The organism is Carboxylicivirga linearis (genome assembly GCF_018271995.1).
Taxonomy (GTDB): Bacteria; Bacteroidota; Bacteroidia; order Bacteroidales; family Marinilabiliaceae; genus Carboxylicivirga; species Carboxylicivirga linearis.
On sequence record NZ_JAGUCO010000003.1, the window covers coordinates 187527 to 205186 of the forward strand.

The window sequence follows — 17660 nt, forward strand, 5'->3', positions numbered from 1 at the left end:
ATGATAAAGAAAGAATATTTGAGACTAATAGTTGTGCTGTTTGGCTGTTTGAATTTAATTCATCTGAAGGCACAAGATGTCTCTTTTTCTCAGGTTTATGCCAGCCCTTTGTATTTAAGTCCTTCATTTACGGGACTTACAAATGGTTCGAGGGTCAGTCTGACTTATCGAGATCAATGGCCTGGAATACCAAATACCTACAAAACATATGCATTAGCAGCCGATCATTACTTTGAAGATTACAGTAGTGGAGTGGGATTGATGTTTCTGCGTGACGATAGTGGCGATGGCAAATTAGTGCGCCAGGATGTTAGCGCCTTATATGCATATGAATTCGAGGTAAGTGATGGAATCATGGTGCGGCCCGGTATTCAGTTTAAGTATTCCGAGCGAAATTTAAATTTAATTAATTCTGTTTTGCCTTCCGATCAGTCAAATGACGGATCTACTATTGGAGGTTCAACATATGGGAATGATAATTATAAGTATTTTGATGCAGCAGCGTCAGCAATGATTTATAGTGATTTTTTCTGGTTTGGTTTAGCGGTGGATAATATAATTAAGCATGATATTGCAGTAACCGATATTGAAACCTATAACCCTATTAAAACATCCGTTTATGGTGGATATAAGTTTAACTATAAATCAGGCAGGAATAGAACAGAGCAGAGTTTAACTGCTGCATTTAATTACCGACTACAACAGGGCTTTAATCAACTTGATTTTGGTACGTATTGGTTTTTAAATCCTATGGAACTGGGTGTTTGGTATCGTGGTATTCCTTTTGCATCTGAAGATGGATTAAATAATAACGACGGCTTGATATTTATTCTGGGAGTAAATGTTGGAAACGTTCGCTTTGCTTATAGTTATGATTTTACTTTATCAGAGTTAAGTGGGTATAGTAACGGAGCCAACGAACTGTCGTTAATCTTTAGGTTTAACCAGGTATACCGAAGAAAAAGCCCACGAGGTGCCATCCCTTGTAGTGCTCCTGGATTTGGTAATGCTTCAGGATCGAAATATCGACGTCGGACACGTAAAATATTTTAATTTTATAGGAGATGAAATGGCTGAGAAAGTTATTTATTTATTGTGTGTTAGCGCACGAGTGTGTCGGATCAGAGAAGAAAAATACAAGCAAATATTTTTATATGCAGGCTAATAGATTATATTTGTTGTCCATTAAAATTAAGCTATAAATCATTAGGGAGAATATGAAACAATTGTCTACAGTATTAAATGGAATTTTATTACTAGCTGTTATTATTTTATATGCATTGCATTTTTCTGGAAAGAAAGAAGCCGTAGTTCAAGAAAAAGGTCAGGCTATGCAAGCTGATGGTGCAATTTATCCTGTTGCGTTTATCAATACAGATTCATTGTTGTTAAACTATAATTTTGCTAAAGAAGTAAATGATCAGTTGATGTCTAAAGAGGAGGCTTCTAGAGCTGATTATGCTGAGAAAGCAAAGATTTTTCAGCAAGATGCAGTGGATTTTCAACGTAAAGTGCAAACCAATGCTTTCTTGTCACAAGACAGATTTAATAAAGAAAGAGATCGTTTAGCTAAGGCAGAACAAGATTTACAGGTTTTAAATCAACGCTTAACAAATGAGTTAATGCAAGAGCAAGACAAATTAAATCGTCAGCTACGTGATACTCTAGAAAGTTATCTTAAAGAATTTGCAGAAGATAAACCTTACAAAGTAATATTGAGTAATACTTTGGGTGATAATGTTTTGTATGGTGCCGATGGAGTAGATATTACACAAGAAATTACCAATGCTTTAAACGAGCGTCATAAGGCAGCTAAAAAATAAGAAATTTTAATAATATTTTTAAGGCAGAACTTTAGTATTAAGGTTCTGCCTTTTTTGCTATTTATGAATAAGCTTTTTCAGAAATATTTATCAAAGCATGAGGTATACAACTCATCTGAACAGGATTTAGATAAGAAAGATATCAGAGTTGTAATACCCGTATTTTTAGAGCAGGATTACATTGATTCATTACTGGAATCAATAGTAATATCTGCCACCAAATGTGATGTTGCAATTCAACTCGTATTAGTAGTTAATTATGCCGAAGGAAGTTCTCCTGAAGTAATGGAATCTCAACATCGGATGTATAATTATCTTCTAAAGAAAAAGGAAGAATACTCTTGTTATTTTTCGATTGCAGTTATTCAGGCCTACAACTTAAAAAAGAAGCATGCAGGTGCCGGATGGGCGAGGAAAATTGGAATGGATTATGCTGTATTCAGATACAATGAAGAACAAAATCCAAAGGGAATCATTTTATCATTAGATGCAGATTGTAAGGTAAAATCTGACTATTTCAATGCTGTTTGGAAGAAGTTTAATGAGGAGCCTATTAATGGATTTACTATACAGTTTCAACATGAGATGGTTGGGGTAAACGAAATCCAGAAGGAAGCCATATTGCAATACGAACTTCACTTGAGATATTATCTTAAGGCATTGCGCTGGGCTGGACATCCATATGCTTTTCATACAGTTGGATCTTGCTTTGCTGTTACTGCAGAAGCATATGTTAGAGCAGGAGGGATGCCTCGTAAGCAGGCAGGCGAAGATTTTTATTTTCTACAAAAGGTAATTCCATTGGGGAGGTTTAAAGAACTGAACAATACCTGTGTGTATCCATCATCTCGAATCTCAAACAGGGTGCCTTTTGGAACCGGGCCAACAGTGTCTAAGTTAATGAAGAATCAAAATGATTACCTTACCTATAATTTGCAGGCTTTTGTTGATCTAAAAGAGATGCTCGATGAGAAGGAGAAGTTCTTTAAGGTTGATGAGGAACAATATGCTGATTTGATTAATAACCTGAGTGGAAGAATCAGGAGCTTTTTATTGAATTCGAATTTCTATCAGGAGCTTTCTAATATAAATAATAACTGTGCATCATTAGATGCATTTAAAAAGCGGTTTTTTGAGGTTTTTGATGCCTTTAAGGTGGTAAAATATCTAAACTATGTGCATGTGCATTTTCTTGAGAAAATAGCTGTTTTTGATGCCGCACTTGATTTGATTGATCTGCAGGAAAAGGAAAGTGATGATTTGATGGATACTCTTGACTTGCTTACTTATTATCGAAAGTGGGAGATAGAATGATAGTACGATGCTGCTAGTCCGAAATAAAATAGCTATAGCTGATAGCAACTGGCTGTTAACTATTTGTGTGAGGTTTATTCATGTCGGTAAATGTGCTGGAAGGTTTAGTTCGGACTTTTTGAACTTTACCTTTTTTATTTTCTAATCCTACGGAAGCTGGCATAAAAATCAAGTACAACTGTTAGCATAATGAAAACTACCCAGTAAGATCGATTGGTATATAATGCCCAAGCAGCAGGAAGTAAAAATACAGAGCTATATATTAGTATTGAAAATACCCTGCGGTTTTCTTCCCGGCCAATTATACGATTGTATATTCTTACGCCAATGATGGGTAAACTACCGAGTAATAACACAAGGTAATCAAAATCAACCTGAGTAACACCCATTAAAACACCTAAAAATACCAAACCCATACCAATGTAATACAGGATGCTTAACAATCTTTTATAGTCCATTTCTATTCTTCTTCAACGATAAAAAGCACTTCGTCTTTTTTCTTCATGAGGTATTCTTCCCGTCCGAATTTTTCAAGATTTTCGGTACTACTCTGAAGTTCTTTCATCTTCCGATTATTCTGCTCAATCTCTTCAATGTAGTGTTCTTTCTGTTTTTCCAGCTTATTGATACGGGATTGTAATTTGAAGCGGTCAATTAGGTTGTTCTGATCGAAAATACCAATATAAACCACAAATACTACAAATGCTATAAAGTATTTGTTGCTGATAAGTGGTTGGATGTATTTTTTAAAGTTCGACCAGTTCATACTAACCTTTTGGGCAAAGGTAATAAACTTTGAGGCATAGGACTTAGCTATGGTACAAAAAAAATCCCGCCGAAGCGGGATTTAATATATTTACTCACCCATAAATGGATATTTAAACTCATGCGGCGGAACAAAAGTTTCTTTGATCGTACGAGGACTTACCCAACGCATCAAATTTATTTTTGAACCTGCTTTATCATTGGTACCCGATCCGCGAGAACCTCCAAAAGGTTGTTGGCCTACAACAGCACCTGTTGGTTTATCGTTAATGTAGAAGTTACCTGCACTATGAACTAAGCGTTTGGTTGCTTGGTCAATAATGTAACGATCCTGAGAAAAGATGGCACCTGTTAGTGCATACATCGATGTTGAATCCAGGATGTCCATGGTTTCTTCAAATTTGGTGTCGTCGTAAACGTAAATGGTTAGTACCGGACCAAATAATTCCTCTTCCATTGTAATGTATCTAGGATTGGTAGTAAGAATTATGGTTGGTTGAATAAAATAACCTTCCGTTTTATCATAACCACCACCTTCAATAATTTCAGCTTCAGGGCTATCTTTAGCAGCATCAATAAAGGTTGCTAATTTGTCGAATGAAGCTTCGTCAATAACAGCTGTCATAAAATTGCTGAAATCTTCCGGTGGTCCCATTTTCAAGTGCTGAAGATCTTCATGTACTAACTCACGAATTTCAGCCCAGCGGCTTGAAGGAAGATAAGCACGTGAAGCAGCTGAACATTTCTGTCCCTGGAACTCAAATGCACCACGAGTAATAGCAGTAGCAACAGCTGCAGCATCACAAGATTTATGTGCCAGGATGTAGTCTTTACCTCCTGTTTCACCAACAATGCGAGGATAAGTTTTGTATTTGTGAATATTCTCACCAATGGTCTTCCATGTATTTTGGAATACGCCTGTGGAACCGGTAAAATGGAATCCGGCAAAGTCAGGATGGTTGAATACAACATCTGCAGCTACAGGTCCTGATGCAAATACAAGGTTGATAACTCCATCAGGTACACCAGCTTCCTGGAATAACTTCATTAAGAAATAAGCTGAATAAACGGCCGTTTTTGAAGGTTTCCAAACAGTAACGTTACCCATCATGGCAGGCGACGTTTGCAGGTTACCTGCAATGGCAGTAAAATTGAAAGGTGTTAAAGCAAACACAAAGCCTTCCAAAGGACGATATTCCAAACGGTTCCATACACCAGGAGAAGATGCTGGTTGTTCAGAATAAATTTCTGTCATGTATTGAACATTGAAACGTAAAAAGTCGGCCAACTCACAGGCAGAATCAATCTCAGCCTGGAAAGCTGTTTTTGACTGTCCTAATAAAGTTGCTGCATTTAAAACCTGACGGTATGGTCCGGCTAATAAATCAGCAGCTTTTAAGAAGATTGATGCGCGGTGTTCCCAACTAAGGGCTGCCCATTTTTCACGAGCTTTTAAAGCGGCATCGATAGCCATGTGCACATGGGTTTCATCTCCCTGATGATAGTATCCTAATGTATGATTGATATCATGTGGAGGATGAATGCGTTTTTTGTTGTCAGTTCTAATTTCCTGACCACCAATAAACATTGGGATGTCAAGTTCTTGAGAGCGTAGCTCTTCAATCTGTTTTTTTAGTTCGGCACGCTCTGGTGTTCCCGGAGCATAAGTTTTTACAGGCTCATTAACAGCTTTTGGCACATTAAAGATTCCTTTAGGCATAGCTTCTGTTTTTATGATGGTTAATACTATTCTTAATTCCGATTAAACAATGGCCAGTGCTTCAATCTGTATAAGTTACAACATTATCATTGAAAATTAAATGTTTGTAATTAGATAGTTATTATGAGCAGCCACATGAAAACAAATCTATTGATTATTTTATGCCAAGGCTATGAAAAATGTCAGGGTTTATAAGTTTAAAAGTATGAGTTTTATCAGTGTTTTGAGTGGGAATTCTATGCCTGGAGTGATTAGTATGTTATAGAAGAATTGTAAGTCACGGGTTGGTTTTACATTGTTTGACTTACTTTCCCCTTAGATGTTGCATTATCACTTAGTAAGTGTATATTTTAACGAATTGGCAATATTTACTCCAACCAAACGGTCGTAATTGTCACTAAAACTGCGATAATATACATATATGGTATAATCATTTTCAGTTTGCCCGTAATTGCCCTCAAAATAACTGACTTCAGCATGGGGGTTGCTTTGTTCCTGAACCAGATACTGATAATTATAAAAACCTTGCTTTAGAAGTAATGATAGTTCATACATTTGTGTTTGAACATTATATTGCATTTGGTTTTTGGTATCCATTTGCCAATTAGTCAATCCTCCTGAAATATAAATATTGCTGTTTAAAAAGGGTTTCTCAACCGGAAGTTTAAAATGAACGTATACATAATCGCCTTCAATCTCCGGGTCACGATTTTCACGCACATCAATATAATATTTACCATTAAAGTCTTCGCGATAAAAGTAGGATCGGTCGCCAAGGTTTTTGTCTGGAAATAAGGTAAAGTGGTAGTGAGGATCATGAAAAGATATTCCTTCAACATATTCGGCAGCAAAGCGCGTACTTCTCAAGTCGAGCCATCTGTATTCATTTCCCCCATCAAATAATATTTCGCGGTTATGCTCATAAACCAATTCTGAATCTCGTACAAACAATGGTTTCAATTCTGTCATTTGATTGTCCCATCGGCCATTTTGCTGAAGAACTACCTTTATTTGTTCCCTTGGGTTATCAATCCTGAATCTTGGATGTAAAATACTAAAGTGAATTTCTTGCATTGAACTGCGCAAACTGGAGCTGGCTGTATATTTAATTTGAGGAACAATGGAAACTTCTGATTCTGAAACAAAAAAAGGCCGGGTTAGAATTGGCTTGTCTTCTTCTCCCAATTCAAATACCTTTATTATATAGTTACCCGATAGTTTTAGCTGAATATCTTCGTTTGGAAAAGCAAGTGAGTAATGAATGTAATCAAACGTTGTATTAAAAGAGTATTGGTAATCTAAAACAGGATTGGGCATGAATCCCTGTACATATTCCGTTTGCATCAAATCCGATTCTTCCCAATTGGCATTGCAATGTATTATACTGTATTGGTAATTTTTTGTATCGTAAGCAAATTCATCAAAACTTAAGGTTAATTCTTCCTGCGAATTTAAATGAATAATGGGCATGCTTTGGTTCCATCCTGTCTTATGTAATTGTACTGTATGTATACCAACACCAGTAAACACAGGGTTGTTAGCTGATGAGTAAATGGGTAGTAAGGTAATAATACTAATAAGAAGATATTTAAATATATACATGTCTGTTTGCATAAATAAAGAAACAATTCTACATTTGCTGACTCTTCCTTGACTCAGTAAACTAAAAATAAAAGCAGGATTTAAGTTCTTTTGGGGCCGTAATATAGATGGAAAAGTTATAATTTTCTATATTTTTGCAGCTTAAAAATAAAAAAACCGTTTTTCAAACATGTCAGAGGTAATAAAAATTAAAAAAGGTCTGAATATTCAGCTTGCCGGAAAAGCTGATAATGTATTTGGGCAAGCCGAATTACCCGAGCTTTTTGCTGTTAAGCCTACCGATTTTCACGGTGTGGTGCCTAAAATGGCAATTAAAGTTGGGGACAAGGTGAAAGCCGGTACGGTTTTATTTTACGACAAATATCGTCCTGAAATAAAATTCGTTTCACCTGTAAGTGGCGAGTTACTAGCGGTTAACCGCGGTGAGCGCCGTAAGATTCTGGAAGTTGTAGTGAAGTCAGATGGTACTGATGCTGCAGAGCAGTTTGAACCAGCTAAAGCCAGCGAGTTATCTAAAGAGCAAGTGGTTGAAAAACTACAGGTAGCAGGTTTGTGGCCATTTATTCGCAAACGTCCTTATGATATCATTGCTGATGCAAGCGAAACACCAAAGGCGTTTTACATTTCAGCTTTTGACTCAGCTCCTTTAGCACCCGATTTCGACTTCGTGTTGACAGGTCAGGAAGAAGCTTTGCAAGAAGGTATTGATGTAATCAAGCGTTTGTGCGACAATGTTCATTTGGGTGTTCGTAACGATGCTGCATCTAAAGTAATTAACAGCCTGAAAGGGGTAACTATTCATTCATTTGAAGGTCCGCATCCGGTTGGTAATGTGGGTGTGCAAATTCATCACACTATGCCAATTAATAAGGGTGAAGTAGTTTGGGTAGCTCAACCGCAGGATATTGTTGCTATAGGTAAACTATTTGCTGAAGGTAAGTATGATTCAAACCGCGTTGTAGTGTTAGCTGGTAGCGAAGTGGAGAAAAAAGCCTACTATCGCACTAAGTTAGGAGCGTCAATTTCGACTTTAATTAAAGACAATGTTTCGAATAACGGTACATTAAGATACATCAGTGGTAATGTACTTACAGGTACTCAAATTGATAACGACGGATATATTGGAGCCTATCACTCACAAGTTACAGTAATTCCAGAAGGTGATTATTTTGAATTTATGGGCTGGGCTGCACCTGGTTTTGGTAAATTCAGTGTTTCTCGAACCTTCTTTAGCTGGATGTGTAAAAATAAAGAGTATGCGTTAGATGCTAATACTCATGGTGGACGCAGATCTTTTATTATGTCAGGCGAATACGAAAAAGTATTGCCAATGGATATTCTTCCTGAGTTTTTATTCCGTGCCATTTTAGTGGATGATATTGACAAAATGGAACAGTTGGGTATTTATGAATTGGCTGAAGAAGATGTGGCTCTTTGTGAGTTTGTATGTACTTCAAAACAGCCTCTTCAGGCAACTTTGCGTAGAGGGATTGATTTAATCATTAAAGAGTTAAGCTAGGTAGTAGCAAGAAACAAGACTTAAGACATAAGACAATGTTGTCGTCTTGATACTTGATACTTTTATCTTGATACTTAAAAAACAATATACATTGAAAGCGTTAAGAAATTTATTAGATAATATCAAACCTCACGTTCAAAAAGGCGGGAAGTTTGAGAAGTTTCATTCGACCTTCGATGCATTTGAAACTTTGTTATTTGTGCCTAATCACACAAATAAAAACGGAGTTCATGTACGCGACTCGATTGATTCAAAACGTACCATGGCAATGGTTGTGATGGCTTTAGTGCCAGCCTTGCTGTTTGGTATTTGGAATGCTGGATATCAGCATTATTTAGCAATTAATGAAGCTGCCGGATTTTGGCAAATGGTGGGTATTGGTGCTTTAAAGGTGCTACCTATTGTTGTTGTATCATACGGTGTTGGTCTGGGAATCGAATTTATGTTTGCTCAAATTCGCGGACATGAAGTACAAGAAGGATTCCTTGTTTCAGGTATGCTTATTCCATTGGTATTACCTGTTGATATACCATTGTGGATGGTAGCTGTAGCAACTGCTTTTTCGGTTGTTATAGGTAAAGAGGTGTTTGGTGGAACAGGTATGAATATCTGGAACCCGGCCTTGATTGCCCGTGCTTTCCTATTCTTTGCTTATCCTTCAAAAATGTCGGGTGACAAGATTTGGATTCATGGCTTAAGTGATTTAGATGGTGTTACAGGAGCTACTCCACTTGGTGAAGCAGCTAGCGGACATGTTGATAAGTTTGCTAATGGTGCATTTGATCTATGGCATAGCTTTATTGGTATGATTCCTGGTTCAATAGGTGAAACTTCAACCTTGGCTATTTTAATTGGTGCTGTATTATTGATTTATACAGGTATTGGTAGCTGGAAAGTTATGGTTTCAGTTTTTGCAGGAGGTTACCTGATGGCTCTTATATTTAACCTATGGGGTGCTAATGAATTAATGCAGGTAGATGCTATTCACCAACTTTGTTTAGGTGGTTTTGCTTTTGGTGCTGTATTTATGGCAACCGATCCGGTATCAGCATCGCGTACCGAAAAAGGAAAATGGATATATGGCTTTTTAATTGGAGTATTTGCAATTCTAATCAGGGTATTTAACCCGGCTTATCCTGAAGGGGTAATGTTGGCTATTCTGTTAATGAATACTTTCGCGCCATTAATCGACCACTTTGTGGTACAAGGTAATATTAAACGACGCGTGAAGCGTGCCAAAGTAAATGCTTAAAACAAATTAGAAATGGATAGACAAGGAAATACATATACCTTTCTTTATGCGTCCGTGATGGTTATTGTAGTGGCAGCCATTTTGGCCTTTTTGTCACACTCGCTTAAGCCAATACAGACAGAGAACGTCAAAGTGGCTAAGATGATCGATATCCTGAAGTCGGTAAATATTGAAAGTACAGCTAAAGATGCTAAAGATAAATATCAGAAGTATGTAGGAGAAAGTGCCTACATCGTTAATAAAGCTGGCGAACGTATTGATGGAGTTGCTTTTGATGTTGATTTAGCAAAAGAATTAAAGAAAGATGCTGCTGATCGTGCTTACCCGGTATACGAATGTAAACTGGATGATGGCAGTACAAAATACATTTTACCTGTAAGAGGTAAAGGTCTTTGGGGACCAATCTGGGGTTATCTTTCATTAAACGAAGATAAAAACACTGTTTTTGGAGCCACTTTTGGACATAAAGGTGAAACTCCCGGATTAGGTGCTGAAATTGAAAAAGAAGCTTTCCAGAAACCATTCGCCGGAAAATCAATTTTTGAAGATGGTCAGCTGGTTTCAATAGAAGTTACGAAAGCAGGACAATCAGAAGGTAACATTCATGCTGTTGACGGAATATCGGGTGGTACAATTACCAGCCAGGGAGTTGAAGCAATGTTGCAGGATTGTTTGAGTGGGTATGAATCATTTTTAAAGAATTAAAACAGTTGAACAATGAGTAGTGAAAAAGAACCTTTGTTCTCAGCAAAGAATTTAAAGCTGATTACCACCCCTCTGGGCGCTCAAAACCCAATTACCATTCAGGTATTAGGTATTTGTTCTGCCTTAGCGGTAACAGCTAAATTGGAGCCGGCTATTGTAATGTCCATCTCCGTAATGTTTGTTACAGTATTTGCCAACTTGGTAATTTCCTTGTTGCGCAACACTATACCATCACGTATTCGAATTATTGTGCAGTTGGTTGTTGTAGCTGCTTTGGTAATTATCGTTGACCAGGTATTACAGGCTTTTGCCTACGAAGTAAGTAAACAGTTAAGTGTGTTTGTCGGATTGATTATCACCAACTGTATTATTATGGGACGTTTAGAGGCTTTTGCTTTGGGGAATAAGCCATGGCCATCAGTGCTTGACGGTATTGGTAACGGTGCCGGATATGGTATGATTCTGATTATTGTGGCTTTCTTCCGTGAGTTATTCGGATCGGGCACATTAACATTACCAGGTATTGGTGAACTTCAGATCGTTCCTGATTTTATGTATGAGTTGGGATATGTTAACAACGGATTTATGATTCTACCTCCAATGGCATTGGTAGTGGTGGGTATCATTATTTGGGTGCAACGTTCACGCAATAAAGATCTTATTGAATCATAAATCTTAAACTACGAAAAAATGGAATTAGTAAATACATTCATTAAGTCCATCTTTATTGATAACATGGTTTTTGCTTACTTCTTGGGTATGTGTTCATATCTGGCGGTATCAAAAACAGTTAAAACATCATTTGGACTAGGGGTGGCAGTTGTATTCGTATTGTCTATAACTGTACCTGTTGACTTCTTATTAAACAAGTATGTATTAAGCGAAGGGTCTTTGGCCTGGTTAGGACCAAACTTTGCTGATGTAGATTTGAGTTTCCTTAGCTTCATCATGTTTATCGCTGTAATTGCCTCTATGGTGCAGTTGGTAGAAATGATTGTTGAGAAATTTGCTCCTTCATTATATTCTCAGTTAGGTATCTTCCTTCCTTTGATAGCAGTAAACTGTGCCATCTTAGGTGGTTCATTATTTATGCAGGAAAGAGGGTATGAGACTTTAGGAGAAGCAACTGTATTTGGATTTGGATCAGGAATTGGCTGGTTATTGGCAATTGTTGGTATTGCTGCCATCCGCGAAAAAATCCAGTATTCAGATGTGCCTGCACCATTAAAAGGATTGGGTATTACATTTATTGTAACCGGTTTGATGGGTATCGCCTTCATGAGTTTTATGGGAATTCAGTTATAATAAGAAAACAATTTTGAAAATGATATTATTAGCAAGTCAAACAATGATAATCAGTGTCAGCGTTGTAGTGTTTCTTATTGTAGTTCTGGCATTGGTTTCGATATTGCTTTTTGCAAAGAAAAAACTGATGCCTTCAGGAGACGTTACAATTAACATCAACGATGGCGAAAAAGAGTTAGTAGTAGATCCGGGGCAGACTTTATTGTCGGCACTGGGTAGTAATAAAATATTTTTACCATCAGCATGTGGTGGTGGTGGTACATGTGCTATGTGTCGTTGTCAGGTGCACGATGGTGCCGGATCAATTCTTCCAACCGAAACCGGGTATTTTACTCGTAAAGAGCAAATGAATGACTGGCGTTTAGCTTGTCAGGTGAAAGTGAAAGAAGATTTGAAGATGGAAATCCCACAAGAGATCATGGGTATCAAAAAGTGGGAATGTACTGTTGTATCTAACGATAATCAAGCAACATTTATCAAAGAATTTGTGGTTAAACTTCCTGAAGGAGAAATTCTTGATTTTAAATCAGGTGGTTATATTCAGATTGATGTACCTAAGATTGATGTTGACTTCAAGGATATTGAAGTAGGTGATGAGTATAAAGAAGAGTGGGAGAAGTTTGGTATGTTCGACCTTAAGATGAAAAATCCAGAGGAAACATTCCGTGCCTACTCAATGGCTAACCACCCGGCAGAGGGTAATATTGTGATGTTGAACATCCGTATTGCTACTCCACCGTTCGATCGTGTTGCAGGTGGATTCATGAAGGTTAATCCAGGTATCTGTTCTTCATTTATCTTCTCGCGTAAGCCAGGTGATAAAGTAACCGTTTCGGGTCCTTACGGAGAGTTCTTTATTAAAGAGACTGATAACGAAATGATGTTTATTGGTGGTGGTGCAGGTATGGCTCCTATGCGTTCGCATATCTTCCACCTATTCCATACAGTAAAAACAGGTCGTAAGGTTACTTTCTGGTACGGAGCACGTTCTACAAAAGAAATTTTCTACGAAGATCATTTCCGTGCAATTGAGAAGGAATTCCCGAACTTTAAGTTCACGATTGCATTGTCAGATCCTCTTCCTGATGATAACTGGGAAGGTCCTGTTGGATTTATCCATCAGGTGATTCACGATGAATATCTGATTAATCATGAGGAACCGGAAGATATCGAATACTACTTGTGTGGACCTCCAATGATGAACGATGCAGTAACAAAAATGCTGTATGATTTGGGTGTGCCTGATGAAATGGTTGCATTCGATGATTTTGGATCGTAACACCAAGTTTAAAATACTAAAAAAGCCCCTTTTGGGGCTTTTTTATTGCTTAATAGATTTAATCAAAGGAATTGTTCACTCAAGCAGGAAAAGTTAACTTTGTGTCCGTAAAAACAAAATTAAAGATGCGTTATACAGCAATAATATTAGTTGTTAGTCTGGTATTGACTTCGTGCAGTAAAAAGACTTCTTTCCATAAAAACGAAGGATTAATATTCGGAACACTTTATCATTTTACTTATGAAAGTGAAAATGACTTGTCAGATGAATTAAAAAAAGTGATGAATGAATACGATTTATCCTTATCCACTTACAAAGAGAATTCGGTAATCAGCAAAATTAACAGTAACCGTTCAATGGAAACGGATGAATATTTCAGAACGGTTTTTAATAAGGCAAAACAAATAACCAAAGTTACTGATGGTGCTTTTGATATGACTGTTGCGCCTTTAGTAAATGCCTGGGGATTCGGTTTTTCGAAAAAGGACAGTATTACTTCTGAATTAATCGATTCATTGATGATGGATGTCGGAATGGATATGATTGAAATGGAAGATGGTAAAATTATAAAGGAAAGACCCGGTATAATGTTGGATGCAAGTGCCATTGCCAAGGGATATGCTGTTGATGTGGTAGCTGACTTTTTGGAGTTTAAAGGAATAGAAAACTATATGGTGGAAATTGGCGGTGAAATGCGCGTGAAGGGTACAAATCCTAAAGGAATGAGCTGGAAGGTAGGAATCGATAAACCTATTGATGATCCCAAAGTTTTAGAGCGCGAATTACAAGAAATAATTTCTATTTCGAACATTGCATTGGCTACTTCCGGAAACTACCGGAATTTCTATGTAAAAGATGGAAAAAAGTATGCTCATACAATTAGTCCGTTTACAGGTTATCCAGTAGATCATCAGTTATTAGGTGTTTCAGTATTGGCTCCAGACTGTATGACCGCTGATGCCTATGCAACTGCTTTTATGGTTTTGGGCGCAGAAAAAGGGATGGCGATAGTTGAAAATGATCCTGAGTTAGAGGGGTATTTTATATCAGCAGGAACCGATATGAAGTATGAAATTGTCTACAGTAAAGGATTTGAAAAGGTTATAGAGGTAAGAGAATAAAATTAAAAGGGAGGCTAGCTCCCTTTTGTGATAACCCAAAAAAATGTTGCAAAACGCAACCTTGTACTGCCTGGCCAACACCCGCCTTTTTGTTGACCTGGCAGTTGCAAGTTCTTTATCAAGCTACTATTACTATAAATAAACTTGGTTCTTCTTAAGCACTTTTTTGTAGTTGAATTAATTCAAATGTAAATAAAATACAATAAGATGTCAATATCTTAAATAAATAATTAAGCTACTTATTTAAGATACTTGAGAAAGATTGTAAAGTTTTAGTTCCCGTATTTATATACTAACCTTTGAAGATTTGGTAAGAACCAATTAGTTACCTACTGTGTTTTTTGTACTAATTTTTCTGGTTTTACCTTAGTGTATAAATGTTAACAGCTAGTTGTTTGACTATCGTATTCTCCGTCAAAACTTAACGGTTTAATTTTGAAGGCTTCTTTTCGGGCTAATTTATCCTGAGTAGTGGCACAATAGATACCTTGACTATTCAACGCCTTATTACCACCAATATGTGTATTCGGAAATTTTCCGTTCTTTTGTAAAAGAACTCGTATCGCCATTAAGGCGAAAACAATACCCATTAAAATAATGCTTAATAATAATACTGGCCACATATCTATCTTGTTTTATAAGATGCAAAAATACAAAAAACAATTTATTTCATCAGTAAAACAAACTTACGATCTCGTATGTTTGAATAGTGCTGAAAATAATTGACTGAATATAAAACACTGTGGCAATTAGTGTGCAACGCAGTAACAATTTGAAATTTAATAGTATGTCTGAAAAAGCAGCTGAATTAAGCTTTGAAGATTTTAAAAAAGAAGTATTAAAAGACTATAAAATAGCCTGTATCAGCCGAAACATGAGTTTGCTGGCCCGCAAGGAGGTTTTAGGGGGTAAAGCTAAATTCGGAATTTTTGGTGATGGTAAAGAGATTCCACAAATTGCAATGGCCAAACAGTTTAAGGAAGGAGACTGGAGGTCGGGGTATTATCGCGACCAAACGTTTATTCTGGCAGCTGGTATGACTACACCCAAGCAGTTTTTTGCCCTTCTTTATGGTGAAACTCGTACAGAATTAAATCCAGATAATGGCGGTCGTTCGTTTAATAATCATTTTGGAACGCGAATTATCGATGAAGATGGGAACTGGAAAGATTTAACCAAACTGAAGTGTACAGCATCTGATATTTCTCCAACGGCTGGTCAAATGCCAAGATTGGTTGGTTTGGCAATGGCTTCTAAGTTATATAGGAACAATCCAAACCTTAAAAATCATACCGGATTTAGTATTAATGGTAATGAGGTTGCGTTTGGTACTATTGGAGACGCCAGTACTTCAGAAGGTCATTTTTTCGAAACGCTTAATGCCGCTTCTGTACTTCAAATTCCAATGGCTGTTTCGGTATGGGATGATGGATATGGGATTTCTGTTCCTAAAAAGTTTCAAACTGCTAAAGAAAGTATTAGCAAGGCTATGAAGGGCTTTGAGAAAGGTCCCAAGGATGATACCGGCATGTTAATTTATACAGCAAAAGGTTGGGATTATGCAGGTTTGTGCCAGATGTATGAAGAAGGTATACGAAAGTGTCGTGAGCAACATGTACCGGTTTTATTTCATGTTGAAGAATTAACACAACCAGTTGGCCATTCAACTAGTGGCTCACATGAGCGATATAAAGATGCTGAGCGCCTGGAATGGGAAAAAAAATACGATGGTATTAGCCAAATGCGTCAATGGATAATTGAAAGTAACCTGTCTTCAGATGATGAATTGAATCAATTAGAAGAGGAGGCTCAGGAAGAAGTAAAACTGGCTCAAAAAGAAGCTTACAAAGAATTTCAGGATGAATTAAAAGCGGAAAGACAAGAGTTAATTGATATTATTTCACAAAAAGAATGTGTTTGTAACGAAATCAAACAACCACAAATTGATGTCATTGTAAAAGAATTACAGTCTTCTGTTGCTCCAACCCGAAAAGAAATACTAAGTGCCGCTCGTAAAGTACTACGTTTCTATTGTTCGTCATGTGAGAAGCCTAATGGAGTAAAATCCAACCTTAGAGAATGGGTGCAAGACTATTTAGAACAAGGTTGGGAAAGTTACAGTGCGTGGCTGTATTCTGAAGATGAGCATGCAGCCTTAAGTGTTCCGGTTGTAGAACCGAAATATGATGAAGAGGTGACTAAAGTTCCTGGTCGTGAAATATTACGAGATAACTTTGATTATATATTTGCCAATTACCCTGAGGTTATCACCTTTGGTGAAGATACTGGTTTTTTAGGAGGTGTAAATCAAACGCTGGAAGGCATGCAGGCCAAGTATGGCGATTTACGAGTGAGGGATACCGGAATACGTGAGACTACCATTTTAGGTAAAGGAATTGGGATGGCCTTGCGTGGTCTTCGACCAATAGCTGAGATTCAATATTTCGATTATTTGTTGTATGCTTTACAAACAATGAGCGATGATTTGGCGACAACTCGTTATCGGACAAAAAATGGGCAAAAAGCTCCTGTAATTGTGCGTACTCGAGGGCATCGTTTGGAAGGTATTTGGCATAGTGGATCGCCACTGAGTATGGTCATTAATTCGATTAGGGGAGTGTATGTTTGTGTGCCTCGCGATATGACAAGAGCTGCCGGTTTTTATAATACATTATTGCAGGGAGACGATCCGGCACTGGTAATTGAACCGTTAAATGGCTATCGTTTGCGTGAACCACGCCCTACAAATATTGGCGAGTTCAAGATTCCTTTGGGTGTGCCCGAAGTGTTATCGGAAGGAAATGATGTTACCTTGGTAACCTATGGTTCATGTGTTAGGATTGCACAAGATGCCATCAGGCAGTTAGGCGAAATTGGAGTTTCGGTTGAATTGATTGATGTTCAAACATTATTGCCATTTGATATAAACGGAATCATTGGTGAATCAGTAAAGAAAACTAACAGAATAGTTTTCTTCGATGAAGATGTGCCGGGTGGAGCAACAGCCTATATGATGCATAAAGTGGTAGAAGGACAAAAAGCCTTTTATCATTTAGATGCGGCTCCGCGAACTGTTACAGCTAAAGATCACCGACCTGCTTATGGTACAGATGGAGATTACTTTAGTAATCCGAGTGCTGAAGATGTTTATGAGGCTATTTATGATATGATGGCAGAATCAGATCCTAAAAGGTTTCCGTCTATTTATTAATGATATAAAATAATAACAAAAGCTTGTACCTCACCTGAGATACA

General features: G+C 37.3%; 16 protein-coding genes. 11 read left to right on the forward strand and 5 right to left on the reverse strand.

The window, feature by feature from the left end; all coding sequences use genetic code 11:
- The 3 genes from KEM10_RS06275 to KEM10_RS06285 all read left to right on the forward strand — a co-directional run bounded on the left by KEM10_RS06275 (position 1) and on the right by KEM10_RS06285 (position 3137).
- On the forward strand, positions 1 to 1053 hold the full coding sequence (locus KEM10_RS06275) for a PorP/SprF family type IX secretion system membrane protein (protein WP_212214927.1): 1053 nt from the start codon (positions 1 to 3) through the stop codon (positions 1051 to 1053).
- Positions 1054 to 1217: 164 nt separating this feature from the next.
- On the forward strand, positions 1218 to 1823 hold the full coding sequence (locus tag KEM10_RS06280; protein ID WP_212214929.1) for an OmpH family outer membrane protein: 606 nt from the start codon (positions 1218 to 1220) through the stop codon (positions 1821 to 1823).
- Between the two features lie 63 nt (positions 1824 to 1886).
- A complete protein-coding gene (locus tag KEM10_RS06285; protein WP_212214931.1) occupies positions 1887 to 3137 on the forward strand; it encodes a glycosyltransferase family 2 protein in 1251 nt (416 codons plus the stop codon).
- A gap of 134 nt (positions 3138 to 3271) precedes the next feature.
- Here KEM10_RS06285 and KEM10_RS06290 read toward each other — a convergent pair whose 3' ends face one another.
- The 4 genes from KEM10_RS06290 to KEM10_RS06305 all read right to left on the reverse strand — a co-directional run bounded on the left by KEM10_RS06290 (position 3272) and on the right by KEM10_RS06305 (position 7224).
- Positions 3272 to 3595: a hypothetical protein gene (locus tag KEM10_RS06290; RefSeq protein WP_212214933.1), complete on the reverse strand. Its 324-nt coding sequence runs from the start codon at positions 3593 to 3595 to the stop codon at positions 3272 to 3274.
- Positions 3596 to 3597: 2 nt separating this feature from the next.
- Positions 3598 to 3903 (reverse strand): FtsB family cell division protein, encoded by a 306-nt coding sequence (locus KEM10_RS06295; protein WP_212214936.1) that lies wholly within the window; start codon positions 3901 to 3903, stop codon positions 3598 to 3600.
- Positions 3904 to 3993: 90 nt separating this feature from the next.
- The gene (pruA, locus tag KEM10_RS06300; protein WP_212214939.1) at positions 3994 to 5622 is read right to left on the reverse strand and encodes an L-glutamate gamma-semialdehyde dehydrogenase; all 1629 of its coding nucleotides are present in this window, start codon (positions 5620 to 5622) and stop codon (positions 3994 to 3996) included.
- Between the two features lie 330 nt (positions 5623 to 5952).
- Positions 5953 to 7224 (reverse strand): type IX secretion system plug protein, encoded by a 1272-nt coding sequence (locus KEM10_RS06305; protein ID WP_212214942.1) that lies wholly within the window; start codon positions 7222 to 7224, stop codon positions 5953 to 5955.
- A gap of 169 nt (positions 7225 to 7393) precedes the next feature.
- Between KEM10_RS06305 and KEM10_RS06310 the strand changes: the two genes are divergently transcribed.
- The 7 genes from KEM10_RS06310 (at position 7394) to KEM10_RS06340 (ending at position 14405) form a co-directional block, all read left to right on the forward strand.
- Complete coding sequence (locus KEM10_RS06310) at positions 7394 to 8743, forward strand: Na(+)-translocating NADH-quinone reductase subunit A (RefSeq protein WP_212214944.1); 1350 nt, start codon at positions 7394 to 7396, stop codon at positions 8741 to 8743.
- Between the two features lie 91 nt (positions 8744 to 8834).
- Positions 8835 to 9995 carry an NADH:ubiquinone reductase (Na(+)-transporting) subunit B gene (locus KEM10_RS06315; RefSeq protein ID WP_212214946.1) on the forward strand — a complete coding sequence of 387 codons (1161 nt, stop codon included), beginning with the start codon at positions 8835 to 8837 and terminating at the stop codon, positions 9993 to 9995.
- 12 nt (positions 9996 to 10007) lie between these two features.
- Positions 10008 to 10700: an NADH:ubiquinone reductase (Na(+)-transporting) subunit C gene (gene nqrC / locus KEM10_RS06320; protein ID WP_212214948.1), complete on the forward strand. Its 693-nt coding sequence runs from the start codon at positions 10008 to 10010 to the stop codon at positions 10698 to 10700.
- 12 nt (positions 10701 to 10712) lie between these two features.
- Complete coding sequence (locus KEM10_RS06325) at positions 10713 to 11372, forward strand: NADH:ubiquinone reductase (Na(+)-transporting) subunit D (RefSeq protein ID WP_212214949.1); 660 nt, start codon at positions 10713 to 10715, stop codon at positions 11370 to 11372.
- Between the two features lie 18 nt (positions 11373 to 11390).
- Positions 11391 to 12005 (forward strand): NADH:ubiquinone reductase (Na(+)-transporting) subunit E, encoded by a 615-nt coding sequence (gene nqrE / locus KEM10_RS06330; protein WP_212214951.1) that lies wholly within the window; start codon positions 11391 to 11393, stop codon positions 12003 to 12005.
- A gap of 19 nt (positions 12006 to 12024) precedes the next feature.
- Entirely contained in the window at positions 12025 to 13284 is a 1260-nt protein-coding gene (gene nqrF / locus KEM10_RS06335) for an NADH:ubiquinone reductase (Na(+)-transporting) subunit F (protein ID WP_212214953.1), read from the forward strand.
- A 125-nt stretch (positions 13285 to 13409) separates the two neighbouring features.
- Positions 13410 to 14405, forward strand: a complete 996-nt coding sequence (locus KEM10_RS06340; RefSeq protein ID WP_212214956.1) for an FAD:protein FMN transferase — start codon at positions 13410 to 13412, stop codon at positions 14403 to 14405.
- 380 nt (positions 14406 to 14785) lie between these two features.
- Here KEM10_RS06340 and KEM10_RS06345 read toward each other — a convergent pair whose 3' ends face one another.
- Entirely contained in the window at positions 14786 to 15028 is a 243-nt protein-coding gene (locus KEM10_RS06345) for a hypothetical protein (protein ID WP_212214958.1), read from the reverse strand.
- Positions 15029 to 15192: 164 nt separating this feature from the next.
- On the opposite strand from KEM10_RS06345, the gene KEM10_RS06350 reads away from it, so the two are divergent.
- Entirely contained in the window at positions 15193 to 17616 is a 2424-nt protein-coding gene (locus tag KEM10_RS06350; RefSeq protein ID WP_212214961.1) for a thiamine pyrophosphate-dependent enzyme, read from the forward strand.
- The last annotated feature ends 44 nt before the right edge of the window (positions 17617 to 17660 follow it).

Excerpts from the sequence above, each read along its gene's own strand:
- KEM10_RS06275 (WP_212214927.1), top strand. The coding sequence starts at position 1 with ATGATAAAGAAAGAATATTTGAGACTAATAGTTGTGCTGTTTGGCTGT.
- KEM10_RS06280 (WP_212214929.1), top strand. The coding sequence starts at position 1,218 with ATGAAACAATTGTCTACAGTATTAAATGGAATTTTATTACTAGCTGTT.
- KEM10_RS06285 (WP_212214931.1), top strand. The coding sequence starts at position 1,887 with ATGAATAAGCTTTTTCAGAAATATTTATCAAAGCATGAGGTATACAAC.
- KEM10_RS06290 (WP_212214933.1), bottom strand. The coding sequence starts at position 3,595 with ATGGACTATAAAAGATTGTTAAGCATCCTGTATTACATTGGTATGGGT.
- KEM10_RS06295 (WP_212214936.1), bottom strand. The coding sequence starts at position 3,903 with ATGAACTGGTCGAACTTTAAAAAATACATCCAACCACTTATCAGCAAC.
- pruA (WP_212214939.1), bottom strand. The coding sequence starts at position 5,622 with ATGCCTAAAGGAATCTTTAATGTGCCAAAAGCTGTTAATGAGCCTGTA.
- KEM10_RS06305 (WP_212214942.1), bottom strand. The coding sequence starts at position 7,224 with ATGTATATATTTAAATATCTTCTTATTAGTATTATTACCTTACTACCC.
- KEM10_RS06310 (WP_212214944.1), top strand. The coding sequence starts at position 7,394 with ATGTCAGAGGTAATAAAAATTAAAAAAGGTCTGAATATTCAGCTTGCC.
- nqrC (WP_212214948.1), top strand. The coding sequence starts at position 10,008 with ATGGATAGACAAGGAAATACATATACCTTTCTTTATGCGTCCGTGATG.
- KEM10_RS06325 (WP_212214949.1), top strand. The coding sequence starts at position 10,713 with ATGAGTAGTGAAAAAGAACCTTTGTTCTCAGCAAAGAATTTAAAGCTG.
- nqrE (WP_212214951.1), top strand. The coding sequence starts at position 11,391 with ATGGAATTAGTAAATACATTCATTAAGTCCATCTTTATTGATAACATG.
- nqrF (WP_212214953.1), top strand. The coding sequence starts at position 12,025 with ATGATATTATTAGCAAGTCAAACAATGATAATCAGTGTCAGCGTTGTA.
- KEM10_RS06340 (WP_212214956.1), top strand. The coding sequence starts at position 13,410 with ATGCGTTATACAGCAATAATATTAGTTGTTAGTCTGGTATTGACTTCG.
- KEM10_RS06345 (WP_212214958.1), bottom strand. The coding sequence starts at position 15,028 with ATGTGGCCAGTATTATTATTAAGCATTATTTTAATGGGTATTGTTTTC.
- KEM10_RS06350 (WP_212214961.1), top strand. The coding sequence starts at position 15,193 with ATGTCTGAAAAAGCAGCTGAATTAAGCTTTGAAGATTTTAAAAAAGAA.